The sequence below is a fragment of the Bacillus sp. OTU530 genome, assembly GCF_038440375.1.
In genome coordinates this window covers 18,105-34,922 of record NZ_JASATP010000057.1, presented here as the reverse complement: position 1 = coordinate 34,922, position 16,818 = coordinate 18,105, and the positions used below count along the sequence as shown (strand labels likewise).

General features: G+C 38.4%; 13 protein-coding genes and 1 pseudogene. 2 read left to right on the top strand and 12 right to left on the bottom strand.

From position 1 onward, the window contains the following. Positions 1-183: 183 nt before the first annotated feature. The 12 genes and pseudogenes from AAHB12_RS26650 to AAHB12_RS26595 form a co-directional block, all read right to left on the bottom strand. Positions 184-312, bottom strand: a complete 129-nt coding sequence (locus tag AAHB12_RS26650; RefSeq protein ID WP_342048246.1) for a GapA-binding peptide SR1P — start codon at positions 310-312, stop codon at positions 184-186. 63 nt (positions 313-375) lie between these two features. Further along, complete coding sequence (locus tag AAHB12_RS26645; RefSeq protein ID WP_342048244.1) at positions 376-1,749, bottom strand: MFS transporter; 1,374 nt, start codon at positions 1,747-1,749, stop codon at positions 376-378. Positions 1,750-2,069: 320 nt separating this feature from the next. Then, entirely contained in the window at positions 2,070-2,825 is a 756-nt protein-coding gene (gene kduD, locus AAHB12_RS26640; protein WP_446715621.1) for a 2-dehydro-3-deoxy-D-gluconate 5-dehydrogenase KduD, read from the bottom strand. Between the two features lie 11 nt (positions 2,826-2,836). Further along, the gene (locus AAHB12_RS26635; protein ID WP_342048241.1) at positions 2,837-3,925 is read right to left on the bottom strand and encodes a zinc-dependent alcohol dehydrogenase; all 1,089 of its coding nucleotides are present in this window, start codon (positions 3,923-3,925) and stop codon (positions 2,837-2,839) included. A gap of 47 nt (positions 3,926-3,972) precedes the next feature. After that, entirely contained in the window at positions 3,973-4,611 is a 639-nt protein-coding gene (locus AAHB12_RS26630; RefSeq protein ID WP_342048239.1) for a bifunctional 4-hydroxy-2-oxoglutarate aldolase/2-dehydro-3-deoxy-phosphogluconate aldolase, read from the bottom strand. A gap of 12 nt (positions 4,612-4,623) precedes the next feature. Beyond that, a complete protein-coding gene (locus AAHB12_RS26625) occupies positions 4,624-5,571 on the bottom strand; it encodes a sugar kinase (RefSeq protein ID WP_342048237.1) in 948 nt (315 codons plus the stop codon). Between the two features lie 200 nt (positions 5,572-5,771). Beyond that, positions 5,772-7,025 carry an enolase C-terminal domain-like protein gene (locus tag AAHB12_RS26620; RefSeq protein ID WP_342048236.1) on the bottom strand — a complete coding sequence of 418 codons (1,254 nt, stop codon included), beginning with the start codon at positions 7,023-7,025 and terminating at the stop codon, positions 5,772-5,774. A 118-nt stretch (positions 7,026-7,143) separates the two neighbouring features. After that, on the bottom strand, positions 7,144-7,848 hold the full coding sequence (locus AAHB12_RS26615) for a FadR/GntR family transcriptional regulator (protein WP_342048234.1): 705 nt from the start codon (positions 7,846-7,848) through the stop codon (positions 7,144-7,146). Between the two features lie 198 nt (positions 7,849-8,046). After that, positions 8,047-8,697, bottom strand: a complete 651-nt coding sequence (locus tag AAHB12_RS26610) for an NAD(P)H-binding protein (protein ID WP_342048232.1) — start codon at positions 8,695-8,697, stop codon at positions 8,047-8,049. 627 nt (positions 8,698-9,324) lie between these two features. Continuing rightward, positions 9,325-10,293, bottom strand: a complete 969-nt coding sequence (locus AAHB12_RS26605; protein WP_342048230.1) for an NAD(P)-dependent alcohol dehydrogenase — start codon at positions 10,291-10,293, stop codon at positions 9,325-9,327. A 295-nt stretch (positions 10,294-10,588) separates the two neighbouring features. Beyond that, positions 10,589-11,075: pseudogene (locus tag AAHB12_RS26600) on the bottom strand (UbiA family prenyltransferase); the annotation flags it as partial. Between the two features lie 6 nt (positions 11,076-11,081). Next, a complete protein-coding gene (locus tag AAHB12_RS26595) occupies positions 11,082-11,528 on the bottom strand; it encodes a hypothetical protein (RefSeq protein WP_342048229.1) in 447 nt (148 codons plus the stop codon). Between the two features lie 1,212 nt (positions 11,529-12,740). Between AAHB12_RS26595 and AAHB12_RS26590 the strand changes: the two genes are divergently transcribed. Next, on the top strand, positions 12,741-14,240 hold the full coding sequence (locus AAHB12_RS26590) for a glycine betaine uptake BCCT transporter (RefSeq protein ID WP_410777707.1): 1,500 nt from the start codon (positions 12,741-12,743) through the stop codon (positions 14,238-14,240). 119 nt (positions 14,241-14,359) lie between these two features. Then, positions 14,360-16,792 carry a GcvT family protein gene (locus AAHB12_RS26585; RefSeq protein ID WP_342048226.1) on the top strand — a complete coding sequence of 811 codons (2,433 nt, stop codon included), beginning with the start codon at positions 14,360-14,362 and terminating at the stop codon, positions 16,790-16,792. Positions 16,793-16,818 lie beyond the last annotated feature (26 nt).

Here is a 16,818-nt window from a genome sequence, read left to right as displayed (position 1 = left end):
CAATAAACAATCTTTTTTAGGAGAGTATCCATAAATAAAATTGGATATTATTTATATTAACGCGGATGGTTCATATCCTCTCTTAGAGTCCATGAACCATAAGAACAAAGAGAAAAAGAAAATACAACAGGAGGAGGGTATTTCCAAAGGTTAGCGCTACGCGCTACCTTTGGAAATACCCTCTTATCTTTCAACATTCTCTTTATTTTTGGGAATACAGTGAGAACAGAAGTTTCCATACAGCATTGTTACCTTTTCATCTTCGAATTGTTCAATGGTCCCTTCACAAACTTGGCATATGGTTGTACCCATTTCCATTTCTCCTGCTGTATAACCATTTCTTATTAACTCCTCACCGTATTAAGAAATTGGTGTTTATTTAACAGGATCTTTTAATTCGATACGTTTAATATCACCAACAATAAACAGGTAACTAAGCATAGCAATTAGAGCATTAACCCCTACAAAGAGCAGGGCGCCATTAAAAGAACCCGTTTCGTTAATAATATAACCAATGATAATTGGTGTAGTGATACCAGCAATATTACCAAATGTATTGAATAGTCCTCCACTTAAACCGCCAATTTCTTTTGGAGAACTATCAGCCATAACAGCCCAGCCTAATTGCCCAAATCCTTTACCAAAGAAAGCGAGAGCCATAATGCCGACTACGAGCCATTGAGCATCGGTATAGTTACAAGCAATCATACTGCTTGAAAGGAGCATACCAATAATAATGGGAACCTTTCGAGCAAACGTAAGAGATTTTCCTTTTTTCAAAAGATAGTCAGAATATAAGCCGCCTAAAACTCCACCTAAAAACCCACTAATACCTGGCAAAGAAGCTACAAATCCTGCCTCAAGAATGGACATACCACGTTCTTTAACAAGATAAACTGGAAACCATGTCATAAAAAAATACGTAAGTGTTGAAATACAATACTGACCAATATAAACACCAACTAGCATACGACTTTTAAGTAATTGTTTAATGTACCCCCAGTTTGTCCCGCTTTTTTCTTCAGAAGATTTATTAGCACCCTTAGCCATCATATCCAGTAGTCCGCCGCCCTGCTCAATATAGTCCAGTTCAGCTTGATTGATACGTGGATGGTCTTTTGGGTTATGAATAACTTTCAGCCAAGTAAAAGCAATCACGATACCTAGCGCGCCCATTACAATAAAAACATATTCCCAACCAAAAGATTGTGTAACCCAAGACATAAATGGTGAAAAGACAATGATTGCAAAAAATGCAGATGCACTAAAAACTGCGGATGCTGTTGCGCGCTCATCATTCGGGAACCATGAAGCTGCTACTTGGCTATTGCCAGGAAACGAAGGTGCTTCTGCTAGTCCTACGATAAATCTAAGTGCAAACAACATCACAATTGCTGTAGCAGCATTAAACATTCCGACAAATCCTTGTAATAAAGTGAAGAAAGACCAAAGAAAAAGACTCCAAAAAAGAACTTTCTTTGTTCCAAATTTATCCAAAAGCCATCCACCTGGAATTTGTCCGATGACATAAGCCCAGCCAAAAGCAGAAAACACATATCCCATCGTGACAGCATCTATGCCTAATACACTTTGTAAAGGTGTCGCTGCGATAGAGATTGTTGCTCGATCTGCATAGTTGATTGTAGTAACAAAAAACAACATAGTTACAATGATCCAACGTATGTTTGTTTTCTTCATTTGTACTGGAGTAGGTTCTTTACTAGGCCTTGCAGTTCTTTCAACATTCATACTACTTCTCCCCTTTTACCGATATTTTTTCAATACGATAACAAGCCCAGATACTTTATAGTACAATTATAAAAAGTTGCATCTTATTTAATGAATATACATGTTAACGCTTACAAACAATAACTAATACAAAAATTGCGATATTACAATTTCTTTATGGCTAGTAGGCCTTTATTGTAAAGACCTACTAAACCATATAAATTGGATTGATTTGTTTCAAATCTTACAACGATTAGGCCGATTACACCTAAGTGTAGTTCAAAACCTTGCCGGCCTCCATTCGTAAATTTCCCATTGCTTTTCCCGCTGATTATGAACTTTTAACGTCCTAGCCAACCACCATCAATTGCTAGCAAATGACCATGCACATAATTTGATGCATCAGATGCTAGAAATACAGCAGCTCCTTTGAAGTCGTCTGGATTCCCCCAACGTCCTGCAGGAATTCTCTCTAAAATTTGCCTGCTCCGAATAGGATCATTAATCAATGCCGTGTTCATTTCAGTCGCAATATAACCCGGAACAATTGCATTGACGTTTACCCCTGCTGAAGACCACTCGTTCGCGAGTGCTTTTGTGAGCTGAGCGACTGCACCTTTTGCGGAAGCGTAAGCTGGCACATACAAGCCGCCTTGAAATGAAACGAGAGATGCAATATTAATAATTTTCCCACTATTCTTCTCAACCATATGCCTTCCAGCTTGCTGGCAAAGAAGCCAAACTGCTTTTAAATTTACTTGCAGCACATCATCCCAATCCTGTTCCGAGAAATCTACGGCTGGAGAACGTCTTTGAATGCCAGCATTATTAACAAGAATATCTATTGAGCCCATTGCCTCGATTGCTCTGGGGATAGCTTGTTTCACTTCATCCAGATTTCCCATGTCACACTGGACTATCTCACAACGAACCCCCAGTGCTTTAATTCTCTCTTGTGTCGATGTATCAGTGGAGCGTTGTAGTAGCACAATATCTGCTCCCGCCTCTGCGAGACCAAGTGCAATTGCTTGACCAATGCCACGAGTTCCCCCAGTAACAACTGCTACTTTACCTGTTAAGTTAAATATCTGATTCATCATTACCACTCCTAGGGTTGAAATAAAATTTTTAATGACTGGTCGGGATTTTCCATCAAATCAAAGCCAGCTTGAATGTTTTCTAATTCAAAAATATGAGAAACCAGCAGGTCAAGATTGATTTTGTTTTGTTCAAGTAACTCAATAGCTTTTGTAAAATCTTCTGGACGATAGCATCGCGTTGTCATTAAGGAAATTTCACGAAAATGCATGGCAGCTAGTCGAATGGCAGGAGGCTTTTTGTAGACACTCACAACTGCAATTTCACCCTGGTACTTGATGCAGTCAATCATTTGATCGGCTGTAATTTGATTACCTGCCACTTCATAGACAATATCTGCCCCCACTCCTTTCGTGTATTCCTTTACAACTTGAGTAATGTTCATTTTCGTTGCGTCAATTGCTTCAAAGCCCATCTCCTTCGCAACTTGCAGACGCATAGAACTAACATCAGAAATAAATATCTTCCCTGCTCCAGATCGTTCGGCAATTAGACCTATTAACAAACCAATCGGTCCAGCACCTAAGATGGTTACCGTGTCTCCGACCTTCAGCTTCGAGCGTCGAACTGTATGGATGGCAACAGCCAATGGCTCAATCATCGCACCTTCTTTCTCCGTGACGGATTCCGGCAGTACACGAAGTCTATGAACAGGAATGGTTGTATACTCAGAAAAGCCGCCATCCTTATCGATTCCTATATATCTCAAACTCTCACAAACATGCATTTGTCCTTCCCGGCATGCCGCGCATGTTCCGCAGCTTAGAAGCGGCTCCACGACCACCTTGTCTCCCTTTTTAACATGTTGATTCTCGCCCACTTCCATAACAATACCGCTAAACTCATGTCCAAGTATCAATGGAGCTTTTGCCCGCGGATGCAATCCGTGGTAAATCATCATGTCTGTTCCGCATATTCCTGCGTAAGATACCTTGATTAACGCTTCATCTGCCTTCGGAACTGGTATCTCTCTTTCAATCATTTCTACCTGCTTAGGCGATATATATGCTCCTGCCTTCATCAAATTTGCTTTCGGAACTGAGATCCCTCTTTCAATCATTTCTCCCTGCTTAGGCGATGTATACGCTCTTGTCTTCATCAAACCACTCCCTTTTCAATCATTCTCTGCTACCCATTTAAACGAACTTAAATGGCAGTTTCGGATATTTTTAATTTTTCCATCCATATACGAGTTTCATTGACCAATCCAGCCCAGTCCTCTGCAGCAATTAAATCATTGCGCAGCAGCGCGCTTCCCGCACCAATTGCAGTCGCACCTGCTTTCAGGTAGTCCTTTGCTGTATCGAGTGTAATACCACCGGTTGTCATAATTTGAATATGTCCAAGTGGTCCTTTTACATCCTTAATAAAAGCGGGTCCTAGGACAGAGGCAGGAAACAGTTTAATCATGGATGCTCCAAGGTTTATCGCCCGTTGCATTTCACTCGGTGTAAACACACCAGGAATGACTGGTACTTCTTGTTCTACTGCAAATTGAACTACTTCTTCATCAAGCGTAGGAGCCACAATAAATTGCGCACCGGCTTGAATCGCCCTGCGGCAATCGTCTACTGATAAAACCGTTCCTGCACCAACAAGAATCTGACTGCCGTATGCTTCAATTGTTTCTGTAATAATATCTTCGGCACGGTCTGTTTCCATTGTCACTTCAATGGAAGTGACTCCCCCATCTATAAGTGCTTTCACAATTGCTGCACTTTTTTTATACGGTACGTTACGTAATACTGGCACGAGCGGAACCGCTGTTAATTGTTCAATAATCATTTGACTTGCACCTTACCTTTCGATTGTTTCTCGTTTTCCTAAAAAGCTTTCCACCTCTTCAAGATAAGGAAGCCCTTCATTATCTCCGCTTACTTGAACAACCATCGCACCGATCGCATTGGCAAATTCAAGGGATTTTTCAATCGGCCAGCCTTGAAGTATACTATATAAAAAACCGGAATCAAATCCGTCACCTGCACCGACTGTATCGACGACTTTTGCTACTGGGAAACCGGGTACATGTTTCCAGGATCCGTCAACTAATGCGTACGAACCGTCTCCTCCATCCTTCATAATAACGTTTTCAAAATGGAATTGATTAAGTGCTTGAAGCAGTACATTATCATCAGTAGAATCAAATATAATTTCCAATTCTTCACGTCCTGTCAAAAGGAAATCAACATAAGGTAAATAGGTTAAAATTGTTTCCCTTGCCTCTTCTTTGGACCATAGACGAAGACGAATGTTAGGATCAAATGATATTTTCACTCCATTCTCTTTTGCAACTTGGACAGCCCGCAAAATAACAGCACGGTTTTGACGCTGAATCGCTGGGAACACACCGGTAACATGCAAGATTTTTGCTTGCTTTATATAGTCTTCCGGCAGCAATTCTGGCGTCAATGTTTCAGTCGGCGAAGGATTACGATAGTAAAATGTTCGCCCTGTTCCTGACTCCTGTACTTCTTTGAAATTGAGCGATGTTGCGTAGCCATCCATTAACTTGACTTCTGAAGTATCTACGCCTTCTCCTCGCACCACGTTGACAATATGACGTCCGAATTCATCTTTTCCAAGACGGCTAATCCATCCCGCTCGAAGGCCGAGACGAGCGCAGCCTAACATTACATTCAATTCGGCCCCGCCAATTTTCCGTTCAAACTGGTTTACAAACCGGAGAGGTCCTTTTGAAACGGGGTCAAATGTAATCATACCGTCACCAATTGTTATGATGTCCATGGCTGTACTCTCCTTTTATAGAACCCGTCCAGCCGCTATCTACGACTAGGACGTGCCCATTTATAATACAGGAAGAGAAATTGTATCTGCTTCATCCCAGAATCCAATTCAGAATTAACTCTAGTAGCTAATTTTTTCAATTTTCATCTTCCAAGGTTCTTTCAGGGCAAAAAGCATATTTAAAGAAAAATGTATTTATTTTATGGTCTAACAGCTGTTCCATCTGGTGTACGAGCTAAAGTCCAAGAAGGAATTCCACCCACAACAGGGAATTTCTTTGCTTTTTCTTCATCAATATCTATCCCTAAACCAGGTCTATCATTTACGTAAGCAAAGCCCCTTTCAACTATTGGGCAACCAGGGAAAACTTCCTGTAATGCATCATTAAATGGTGTCCATTCTTGAATCCCAAAGTTTGGTGAGCTCAAATCTAGATGGAGATTCGCAGCAACTCCTACAGGAGAAATATCACCAGGACAATGCCAAGCTGTCCGTACACCATATAGCTCACTAAATGTAGCTAATTTTTTTGCTGGTGTAATTCCTCCGATGGTACTTACATGGCATCTGATAAAATCAATTTGTTGATTAGCTATTAAGCTCTTCCATTCATTTACATTAGTAAATAGTTCTCCCATTCCAATAGGTGTGGATGTTTGTTGTCTAATCATTTGAAGCCATTCAATATTTTCCGGTGCAACAGGATCTTCTAAGAAGAAAAGGTGATAAGGCTCTAAATTTTTTGCTAATCTTACAGCTTCAATAGGTGGAATTCTTTCGTGAACATCGTGAATAAATTCCATATTAAATCCTATTTTAGAGCGTAAATGGTCAAATAATTTATCAATACTTTTCGCATAAGCTTCAGGATCAAAATAGCATCCCGGCAATGAATTTTTAGGCGAACGCTTAGGAACAATTCTGTTAGATTTCTCATACACGGTTGCTATTAAGCGGGTATCAGTAGTTCCACTCCCACCGTACATTCCCATTTGACATCGTGCATACTGATAACCTTCTTCCATTAACGCTAATATATTTTCTTCGACAGCAACTTCATCTGCACCATCCGCGTGCCGATAAAGCGGAATACCATCTCTGCATTTCCCGCCTAGTAATTCATAAACAGGTAAGTTAGCAATTTTACCCTTTATATCCCAAAGTGCCATATCAATTCCAGATAGGGCATTATTCATAATAGGACCATTTCTCCAGTATCCGCTTACATTTGATGACTGCCAAATGTCTTCGATTCTTCTAGGGTCTTTTCCGATAAGAAACGGTTTCAGATAATCTTCAATTGCTGATTTTACTGCAAAAATTCGTTGAGTAAAGGTAGCACATCCTAATCCGTATAACCCAGGTTCATTTGTTTCGACTTTCACTACTACTAAATCAATTCCCCCAGGTGCAGTTAAAATTACTTTCACATCGCGAATTTCTAAATGATTCATTTGTATGACTCCTCCCATTTTAAAAATCTATTAGTTTGTAGGATTTTAAATATGCACACCAAACTCGTTAGTTGTCCTACAAGTTTATTTAAAAAATATTACCTCCTTAAGAGGTAAATTATTTTTTTGAATCTGTTATTTTTTTTATACTCGCAATATTACTTTCCATAGCATTGTTAAGAAGCTTTTTTGCTTGTTCGGCATCTCTCTTCTGAATGGCTCTGAATAATTGTAAGTGTACTTCCATACTTTCCAATGTTACCCCTATAACTCGATTTAGTTCTTCTAAATACTGATAGTAAAAATCACGGATAGAATGAATTACATTAAAGAAAACTGTATTTTTTGATGCCTTAGCAATTGCTAAATGAAAATTAAAATCTGCTTCTGAATATTTCTTATAATCATCTCTATAACGAAACATTTGATTCAGAGCTTCTTCCATGTCTTCAAAGTCTTCATTTGTTGCATTTTTCACAGCTAACTCTAAGCATTTGTATTCAATCGTCTGCCGAAATACCATCATGTCCAAAAAATCTTTCTCGCTAAGATGCATAATCAGATTAAAATCATTGATGCCTATCTTACCAATCTTTTCAGAAACAAACGTTCCTTTCCCCTGGTAAGTAACAACAATCCCCAAATCCCTAAGACGTTGTATTGCACTTCGGATACTAACCCGGCTCACATTAAACATTTTCTGCAATTGCGATTCGGAAGGGATTTTACTTCCGGGAGCCCAATTACCACTAGCAATGTTTTCTTTTAACTGCTCGTAAACAATATTAACAATATTTTGCTTATCAATGGAGTTCAGTTCCAATTTTCTACCCCTCTTGTAACATGTCATACAAGTTATAAATGCATATTATCATATATATGACATAAAGTAAACGGTTTCTTTTTATTTTCGCAACTTACAATATGAAATCAAATATCTAATAGGAAGGGTTGTTTGTGGAGGTGGTCTAAGACGACCACATTGCTCCATCACCCAGAAATGCTTTGTAGTATTCCAAAATTATACCTTATAGTTTAGCAATAAATCATTCATATCTTTCCAATGATATACCCTTACTTTCACAAATGGATTTTTTGCGGCGTTGATCATTGCTCGTGCAATGTTTTTTGCTTCCATCCCTTTGTAGCGGCTCATTCCTCCTATGAAAAATAGGTTAAGGACTCTCCATAAAGCTATCATGATTTTTTCTACCAGATGAAACTCCTTGCGGTTCCCCATAATCATGGACGGACGGAAGATATGGGTATGTTCAAAATCCAATGCAATCAAATCTCGCTCAATTTCACCTTTGATTTTCACATAGGAAATACGCGAATGTATGCTGGCACCTACTGCGGTAACCACGAATACGGATTTCGCACCCTTTTCTTTGGCGATTTGTGCGGCAAGAATCGGATAATCATGATCAATCTTTGGTGTTGTCCCGCCAAGAGTAATGAACACTTCATCCGCCTCAATCTGATCTTTCAAGCTAAGCGAAGTATAAAAATCCCCGATTAGTATCTTTAGCTTTGGATGATAGACCGGCAAGCTTCTTCGAACGATGGCAGTTACTTGTACATATTCATCATTGATCAACAATTGTTCCAGAAGATAAGATCCTACAAACCCGCTCGCTCCAAAAATGACAGCTTTTTTCATCTTAACCATGTTCCCCTCCTCTCACAATGAACCTTACCTGCTCTATGGCTTGCCTAGCCTTAGGGATGGGAAAAATGGGCCAGGCGTGAAACATAGCCGGATATTCAAAGTATCTTACTATTTTCATTAAACATGTTTTCAGTTAAGTTTCTGATTTGTTCGAAGGGAGTTCCAGGCAAGTGTTGAACATGCTCGATTTCCTTCTCGGCTTTAAGATTTAGTTGCTGCTATTAACCCAGTTAAACCCTCCCCAGAAACTCCATTGTTTCTGCTGTTCCACAAAGCTTCACTCTTTCTATTTAACCGTTTTTCCTCATTATAAAGCTTTCCTTCCGCTGAGTAGTACCTATAAAAACATATATAAAAGCAATGCATTTCGCATATGAAATCGCATTGCTTTTTTTATTGATAAATCCACATTGTTGCCAATTCTTAAGTATAAATCGCAAGTATAATAACCATAATTGTAACACTGACCATAATAAAAATTATGGTACTTGTTAAACGGTGTACGATTAGGTATGCTAATGTAGTTTTGGTTAAAGAGCTGATAAAGAAAAAAGTAACATTTTGTCGTTAATGACAGTTTATTTTACATAGGCTAGGAATGATTAGGGGGGTAATGTCAGTTTCAAATTATACAGTAATTACCACTTTACCTTGAGCGTGACCTTTCTGAAAATATTTGAATGCTTCAGTTACTTCACTTAACTTATACCGTTTATCAATTATTGGTGTTACTTTTCCAGTCTCCAGTAATTCTTTTACATAATTTAGGTCTTTTTGGTTTGCTCTCTGTAACAGATTACTTATTTTCTTGCTTCCAGTCATTGAAATAAAGGGTCCAAGAAATAATGTTTGAAAATATTGAGACTGGGAACCTCCTACGTGAACAAAATTCCCATTTGGTTTTAGTACACGTTTATAAGCAGAAATGGAATTAGAACCGTTCACACCAAGAATTAAATCGTAACACTTCTCATCTTGGGTGAAATCCTCTTTTGTATAATCAATGATATGGTCGACTCCTATTGAACGCAATATCTTTAAATTTCTTGTACTACATACACCAGTTACTTCAGCCCCAAATGATTTGGCAATTTGTACTGCGAAAGTACCGACACCACCAGATGCCCCATAAATTAATACCTTCTGTCCCGATTTAATCTTACCTTTATCACGTAGTCCCTGTAAGGCAGTCACACATGCCATAGGTGTCGCAGCAGCTTCCTCGAAGGAGATATTGGTTGGCTTTAAGGCTAAGGCATATTCGGGGACAGTTACATATTCGGCAAAACCACCCCAGCCACAACCAGAGAGGTCGCCAAATACTTCATCACCTACTTGAAATAGCTTAACGTCTTTACCAACAGCTTCAACTGTGCCAGCTATGTCACCTCCTGGAATAGAGTATTTTGGTCTCGTAAGTCCGAAGGCAAAGCGGGCTATGAAAGGTTTGCCTTTCAAAAGAACCAAGTTACCAAAGTTCAAGGATGCGGTATGAACCTTTACCAATACTTGATTTTCGGTGGGGAAAGGTTTTTTTATCTCTTTTAATTCAAGTACATCGGGTGAACCATATTTATCACAAACTATTGCTTTCATAAAAACTCACTCCAATTTTCTTTAAAATGAAAGGCGCTTACAAAAATTTCCTTATTTTGCTTTCATTTAATAATAACAAGGGGATTAAAACCTTTCATTGACTTAAGTTAATTTCTAAAGACTTTAGAGTTTTTTGGTGATATCACTAATATTTTCTCATAAAAATGCTAAAAGCAGTGCGATTTCAGTTGTGAAATCCACTGCTTTTATACTTGTTTTTTTATTTGCTTTTTCCTATGCGAGGTGGGCACTCCAAAAGAGAACGGCTTACTACTTTTCGGGAATGCTTTTCTATTTAAAACAGATAATTAATTAATAATCCTGCCGATAACAGGAAGGCAAAAATCGTATTTGTGATCGCTGTTGCTTTCATTGCTATACGCATATATTACGGTTCTTTTGCTCCTTTTCGAAAACCTCGAATGGCAGAGATTAGCTTTTTCAAACCCAGGAACATAACCAATGACCAAGGGCTTACATAACCCATCCATACAATCGCTATAATCCATAAATAGGAAATAGCCAGGGCTACCTTCTCGCTTACAAGGAGGATGGCTAACATTTTTCGTCCATCTTTAATGTCTTCATCAATATCTCAGATGTTATTCAAGATATTGGTTAGCCCCTACTAAAACCCCAATCGGAATGGAAATCAATATACTTTCAACTGTTAACATATGGGCTTGAATAAAGAAAGCAATTAGTACAAAGCCTGCCCCCATTGATAATCCAGAAAATAACTCTCCAATTGGCGTATACGCAATTGGTAATGGACCGCCTGAAGAATATTATTTTAAGTTCTCCGTTAGACCGCCAGTTCTTGAAGCAAAGAAGATACAAAATACTCCTAAACATGTACCTAAAATAAAATTCTCATAAAAACCAATCCAATGAATAACGGATTCTTCATTACTTAACGCCATACGAAAATGCTCAAGTCCTAATAGGGAAGAAAATACTGTTAATACTCTAGCCATTAATTGTACATTATCGTTATTTTTTTTCAGAATAACAACAAGAATAGTAAGAGTAAGTAGCAAACTCCCATAACCTATATTTTTTTGAAGATCCGGAAACAAACTTACAACCTTGCCCTTAAAAACTGGCGGAAGCTCCAGCCATTGAAATATAAATAGCCCAAAGGCCATGATTCCCCAGAGGCCAATATAATAATATAAAATTCTCTCTTTCTGTTTCAATACATCCTGCTCTCCCTCATAGTTTACTCCTCCCATATAAACTGCTCCTCTTAACTTGAGAGTTTATTAGTACCGCTTGTAGAATCTTTCACTTAATAGTAATACCACTACTTCGTTTAGAAGGAAATCAAAGATATAGTACGTGATCTCTGAAAATTTATTAAGCCATAAACTTGTTAAAGCAATCATTTTTATTAACTTGTCTTATACAGTGAGTATAATAACCATTTTCCATTTCTTGTATTAATTTGTTACATTATCTTACAGACATTTAATTCTGATACGAACAAGTTACAAGATAGTATTTATCTTCATACACGGAATAATCGTGTTTTTGAGCACAGACTATAAAATTCCTCCTTTCATTTCTATCCCTGCTTCCTCTCCTATTTCTTCTAATACCTCAACTTCGTATACAGACTCAGAAATAGCGAATGGAACGCGATAAATACAGAAAAAAACAAGCGGTCTAACAAAAAAGGCAAACAACAGTGCACTGTTGTTTGCCTTTTTTATCCAAGTCTTCTTCTCTCTGTCCGTAATTTATTATCCTTCAGTATATTTTTTCACACTATCTTACATAAAAGTTTCTACTTGTAAAATTTTATTTAGTGTCCAATAATAGCCTTACCAACTAGCTGGATCAAAAATGAGAGAAATCCTTGTAGAAATTTTAAGAAAGGAGGTAATTACAAAACGAAGAATTCCAGCTGTTCAATACCCTCCCCATACCATAAAGGAATTGGTTACATTCTTAGTCTCTTTTGCACAATTAACTACCATCAATCCTATCATGCACTATCTTTTATTAGATTAATGGGTATTATCAGTCTCCCAAATGTTGAAGATTTGTTGCATACGCCCCTTGTTCTTTCGAAGGTTCACATTACGATCATTTCATTATTTTGGAGTCATAATCTATTATTTTTAGATAAGAAAAGGAAGGAGGTCTTTTCTGATCATCCAGGTAAACAACTGAATAAAAATTATATGTCACATTTTCTAACAAATATGTTAAATATTCCAAATATTTCGAATACGATAATAACCAACCAATTAGAAATACAATAATGATCGTTGAACCATCTAGAGGGAGGGGATACGAAATTATCGTACAAAAGAAAATCATACATTTGAGGCAGGAATAAAGTATAGCAAACTAGTTGCATTGTACAACCAAATAATCAGAATCCACTTTTTTAAAGGAAAGGGGCAGATCTTTTGATTAAAAAAAGGATAAATGAAAATATGGTTTTTTATATTTCAATCCTGTTGACGGGCGTTTTCATTATTTGGGGGATCTTTTTTACAGATAGCTTATCGGCTATTGTCAATCCTCTTTTTAAGGGGAGTGTTAACTACTTCGGATGGCTTTATCTCAGTTCAGCCTTAATTTTTGTAATATTCTCCATTTACTTGTTAGTTTCTAAATACGGTGATATTAGGTTAGGCAAAGAAACAGACAAACCAGAATTTAAGACAGTTTCCTGGTTGTCTATGTTATTCGGTGCAGGCATGGGCATTGGAATTGTCTTTTGGAGTGTTGCAGAACCTGTGACCCATTATTCGAATCCACCTTCTGGAAAAGGTTTTACGGAAGCGGCAGCTAATTTAGCGATGGAGTATACATTTTTTCATTGGGGTATTCACCCATGGGCTATCTACACAGTCATTGGCTTAGCTCTCGCCTTTTTTCAATTTAATAAAAACTTGCCTGCATCTGTGAGTTCAGCTTTTTATCCTCTTTTAAAAGAAAAAATTTATGGCCCAATCGGAAAAACAATTGATATCTTTTCTGTCATTGCCACCGTTTTTGGGATAGCTACATCCCTTGGTTTAGGTGCTATGCAAATCTCAGGTGGACTGAATTACTTTTTTAAGATTCCAAATACAGTTAATGTTCAAATTATCGTTATCCTTATTTCAACCGTCCTGTTCCTGGTCTCTATCTCCACTGGATTAGAAAAAGGGATTCAATATTTATCCAATACCGCCATGTTGCTATCAATTTTGATGCTATCTTTAGTCTTAATCGTAGGATCGACTTCTGAGATTTTTAGAGTCTTTTTTAATACACTGGGTGGCTATTTAGGCAATTTCATGGAAATGAGTCTAAGATTACGACCCTTTGGAGACAACTCGTGGATCGGAAGTTGGACGATATACTATTGGGCATGGTGGATTGCATGGGCTCCTTTTGTAGGTATGTTTATTGCTCGAATTTCCAAAGGAAGAACAATCAAGGAGTTTGTCCTTGGGGTATTATTCGTCCCTTCACTTGGTACATTTGCTTGGTTATCGATCTTTGGAGGACAAGCTCTCCATCTTATCCATACCTTAGGTCACAAGGAATTAGTTGAAAAAATTACCTCAAATGTAGACTTATCAGTTTTTACGTTTTTTGACTATCTTCCGGCAAGTTCTATTCTAAGCGTTGTAGGCTTTGCAGTTATGATAATTTATTATGTAACTGTTGCTGATACATCAACTTTTGTGTTAGGGATGCTCAGTGAAAGGGGGAATTTAAATCCATCAAATAAAGTTAAAATTACATGGGGAGTCATTCAGTCACTGGTTGCTGTAGTGTTACTTTTAGCAGGAGGTTTGCAAGTACTACAAACTGCCTCCATCACAGCCTCACTCCCTTTTGCGATTATTATGGTTATCATGTGTTGGTCATTCTTTAAGGAATTAAAGAATGAAGCAAAGGAACAGAAAATTCCGACCCCAAAAGAAAAAATTTCATAAGTGGAGTGTAATACAGAACTAGCACAGCTAATAGATGTAGTACACAGAAGATTAAGATGCAATTAACTAATTTTAATAATATTATATTAAGTTATTAAATTGGAGTGTGATACAGAGTTATGGAGCAAAAGAAGATTGTCATCATTGGAGCTGGTGTTGTTGGATGCAGTACTGCCTATTATTTAAGCAAAATGGGGCAGCGAGACATTACAGTTATTGAGCAAGGACCATTATTTGAAACAGGAGGATCAACCTCTCATGCACCAGGACTTGTATTCCAGCTTAGTTTTTCCAAAGTATTGACTACATTAGCCTCTCAAACAGTGGAAACTTTTAAGGAGCTAAGTGCTGATGGACAACCTTCCTTCTATTCAGTAGGGAGTCTGGAAGTTGCAAATACACAGGAACGTTTAGAAGATTTGAAGCGAAAAGCAGGAGTAGGAACATCATGGGGCATGGAGGCTTATGTTCTTTCACCAGAAGAATGTGTGGAAAAATGCTCGCTCATCAACCCAGACAATATTTTAGGTGGACTATATGTACCTTCAGATGGAATTGCCAAACCACTTCGTGCTGTGGATATAATGGCTACATTTGCTGAATCATGTGGGACTAAGTTTTATGGTCATACAGAAGTAACGGGTATCAAAGTTGTCGATGGCCAAGTAAAAGCAGTTGAAACAAATGCTGGTAGATTTGAAGCTGACTTGATTATTTGCTGTGCTGGATTTTGGGGACCTCGCATTGGTGAAATGGTAGGGGTTACCATCCCCCTACAACCAATCGCGCATCAATATATATTTTCAAATGATTTAGCGGAACTAGCTAACGAATCGGAAGAAGTAACGATCCCGCTGATTCGTGATCAAGATAATGCCATGTATTTTCGTCAAGTGTTCAATGGTTTAGGCATTGGTTCTTACCAACACCGACCATTGCCTGTCGAGGTTAGTGAAATTACGAAATATGGAGAAGGGAAAGAAATGCCATCTGTAAAACCATTTACGCCTGAGGATTTCTTTGAAAAGCCTTGGCAAGATGCCCAGGGTCTCATTCCTGGACTAAAACAAGCAGGCGTGAAAAAAGGAATAAATGGGATCTTCTCGTTTACACCTGATGGCATGCCACTTTTAGGTGAATCACAAAAAGTCCGTGGATTTTGGGTAGCGGAAGCTATCTGGGTTACCCACTCTGCCGGTGTCGGTAAGGCAATGGCCGAATGGATAGTGAATGGAGCACCAACCCTTGATTTGGAGTTATGTGATATTAATCGTTTTGACACATATGCTCAAAGCCCGGCCTATTATAAAAAACGGTCCATAGAAAATTATGAAAAAGTATACGACATTCATCACCCATTCATGCCACCTGAAACATCTCGTGACATGCGTGTAAGCCCATATTATATGCGTCAACAAGCATTAGGGGCTCATTTTAACGAAAAATCTGGATGGGAGCAGCCGCAATGGTATGAAGCAAATGATTCACTTGTTTCCATGTATGAAAACATGATCTTGAAGCGTACAGGATGGGCCGCCAAATATTGGTCACCAATTATCGAGGCTGAACAGCTGCATACACGTCAATATGCTGGACTTTATGATATGACAGCAGCAAAAAAACGGTTGGAAATCCGTGGTGAAGGAGCGCTTGAGTTTTTACAACAACTCACAACAAGCAATATCGATATTCCAATCGGACATGCGATGAGTACATTGATGCTGCATGAATTAGCGGGCATAAAAGATGAAATAAAGGTGATTCGTACAGCAGCTACAACATTCTTTATTCTTTGTACAGGAGCAGTTGAAGCAAGCTGGCTCAAAAAACACTTACCAGTATCAAACCGTGTTGTCATTCAAGATCTAACTGCCAGTACGTGCGGTCTTAGTGTAATAGGTGCTAAGGCGAGTGAGATTATGTATTCTCTTGATCCCCGGACTTTTACAAGAAGTAAATGGGAGCTAGGCCAAGCCAAAGAAATATTTATCAGAAATGTTCCCGTTCTCGCAATATACGATTCTTATGTCGGAACACAAGGATGGGAGTTTTTCACAACCTTAGATCAGGGATTACAGCTATGGGATCTACTATTTAATATAGGAGAGCAATATCAGCTCATTGCTGCAGGAGACCGTGCCCTTGAAAATCTTCGGATCGAATCCCTTTCATTCAGAAACGGTAAAGACTTCTGGAGTGAACATGACCCTTATGAAATGGGACTCGATCATATGGTCGATCTTACTAAACCATCCTTTATTGGGAAAACAGCGTTGCTCGACCGTAAGGAAAAGGGACCTAAACTATTATTAACTCCATTAATACTAGATGATCCTTCAATGGTTGTGATGGGCTATGAACCTGTATTTGATGAAGAAAGGGCATCTGGATTTGTAACAAGTGCTGGGTATGACTATAGCATGGGCAAGGGAATTGTGTACGCACTGTTATTACCTGAAACAGTAAATAAAGGGAACGAATTAAGTATTGAATACTTTGGGCAACGTTACACAGCCAAAATCATGTCTAAAGCCGCTGTGATGACTAAATAATAAATCCAAAAAAACTAGGAGGATTG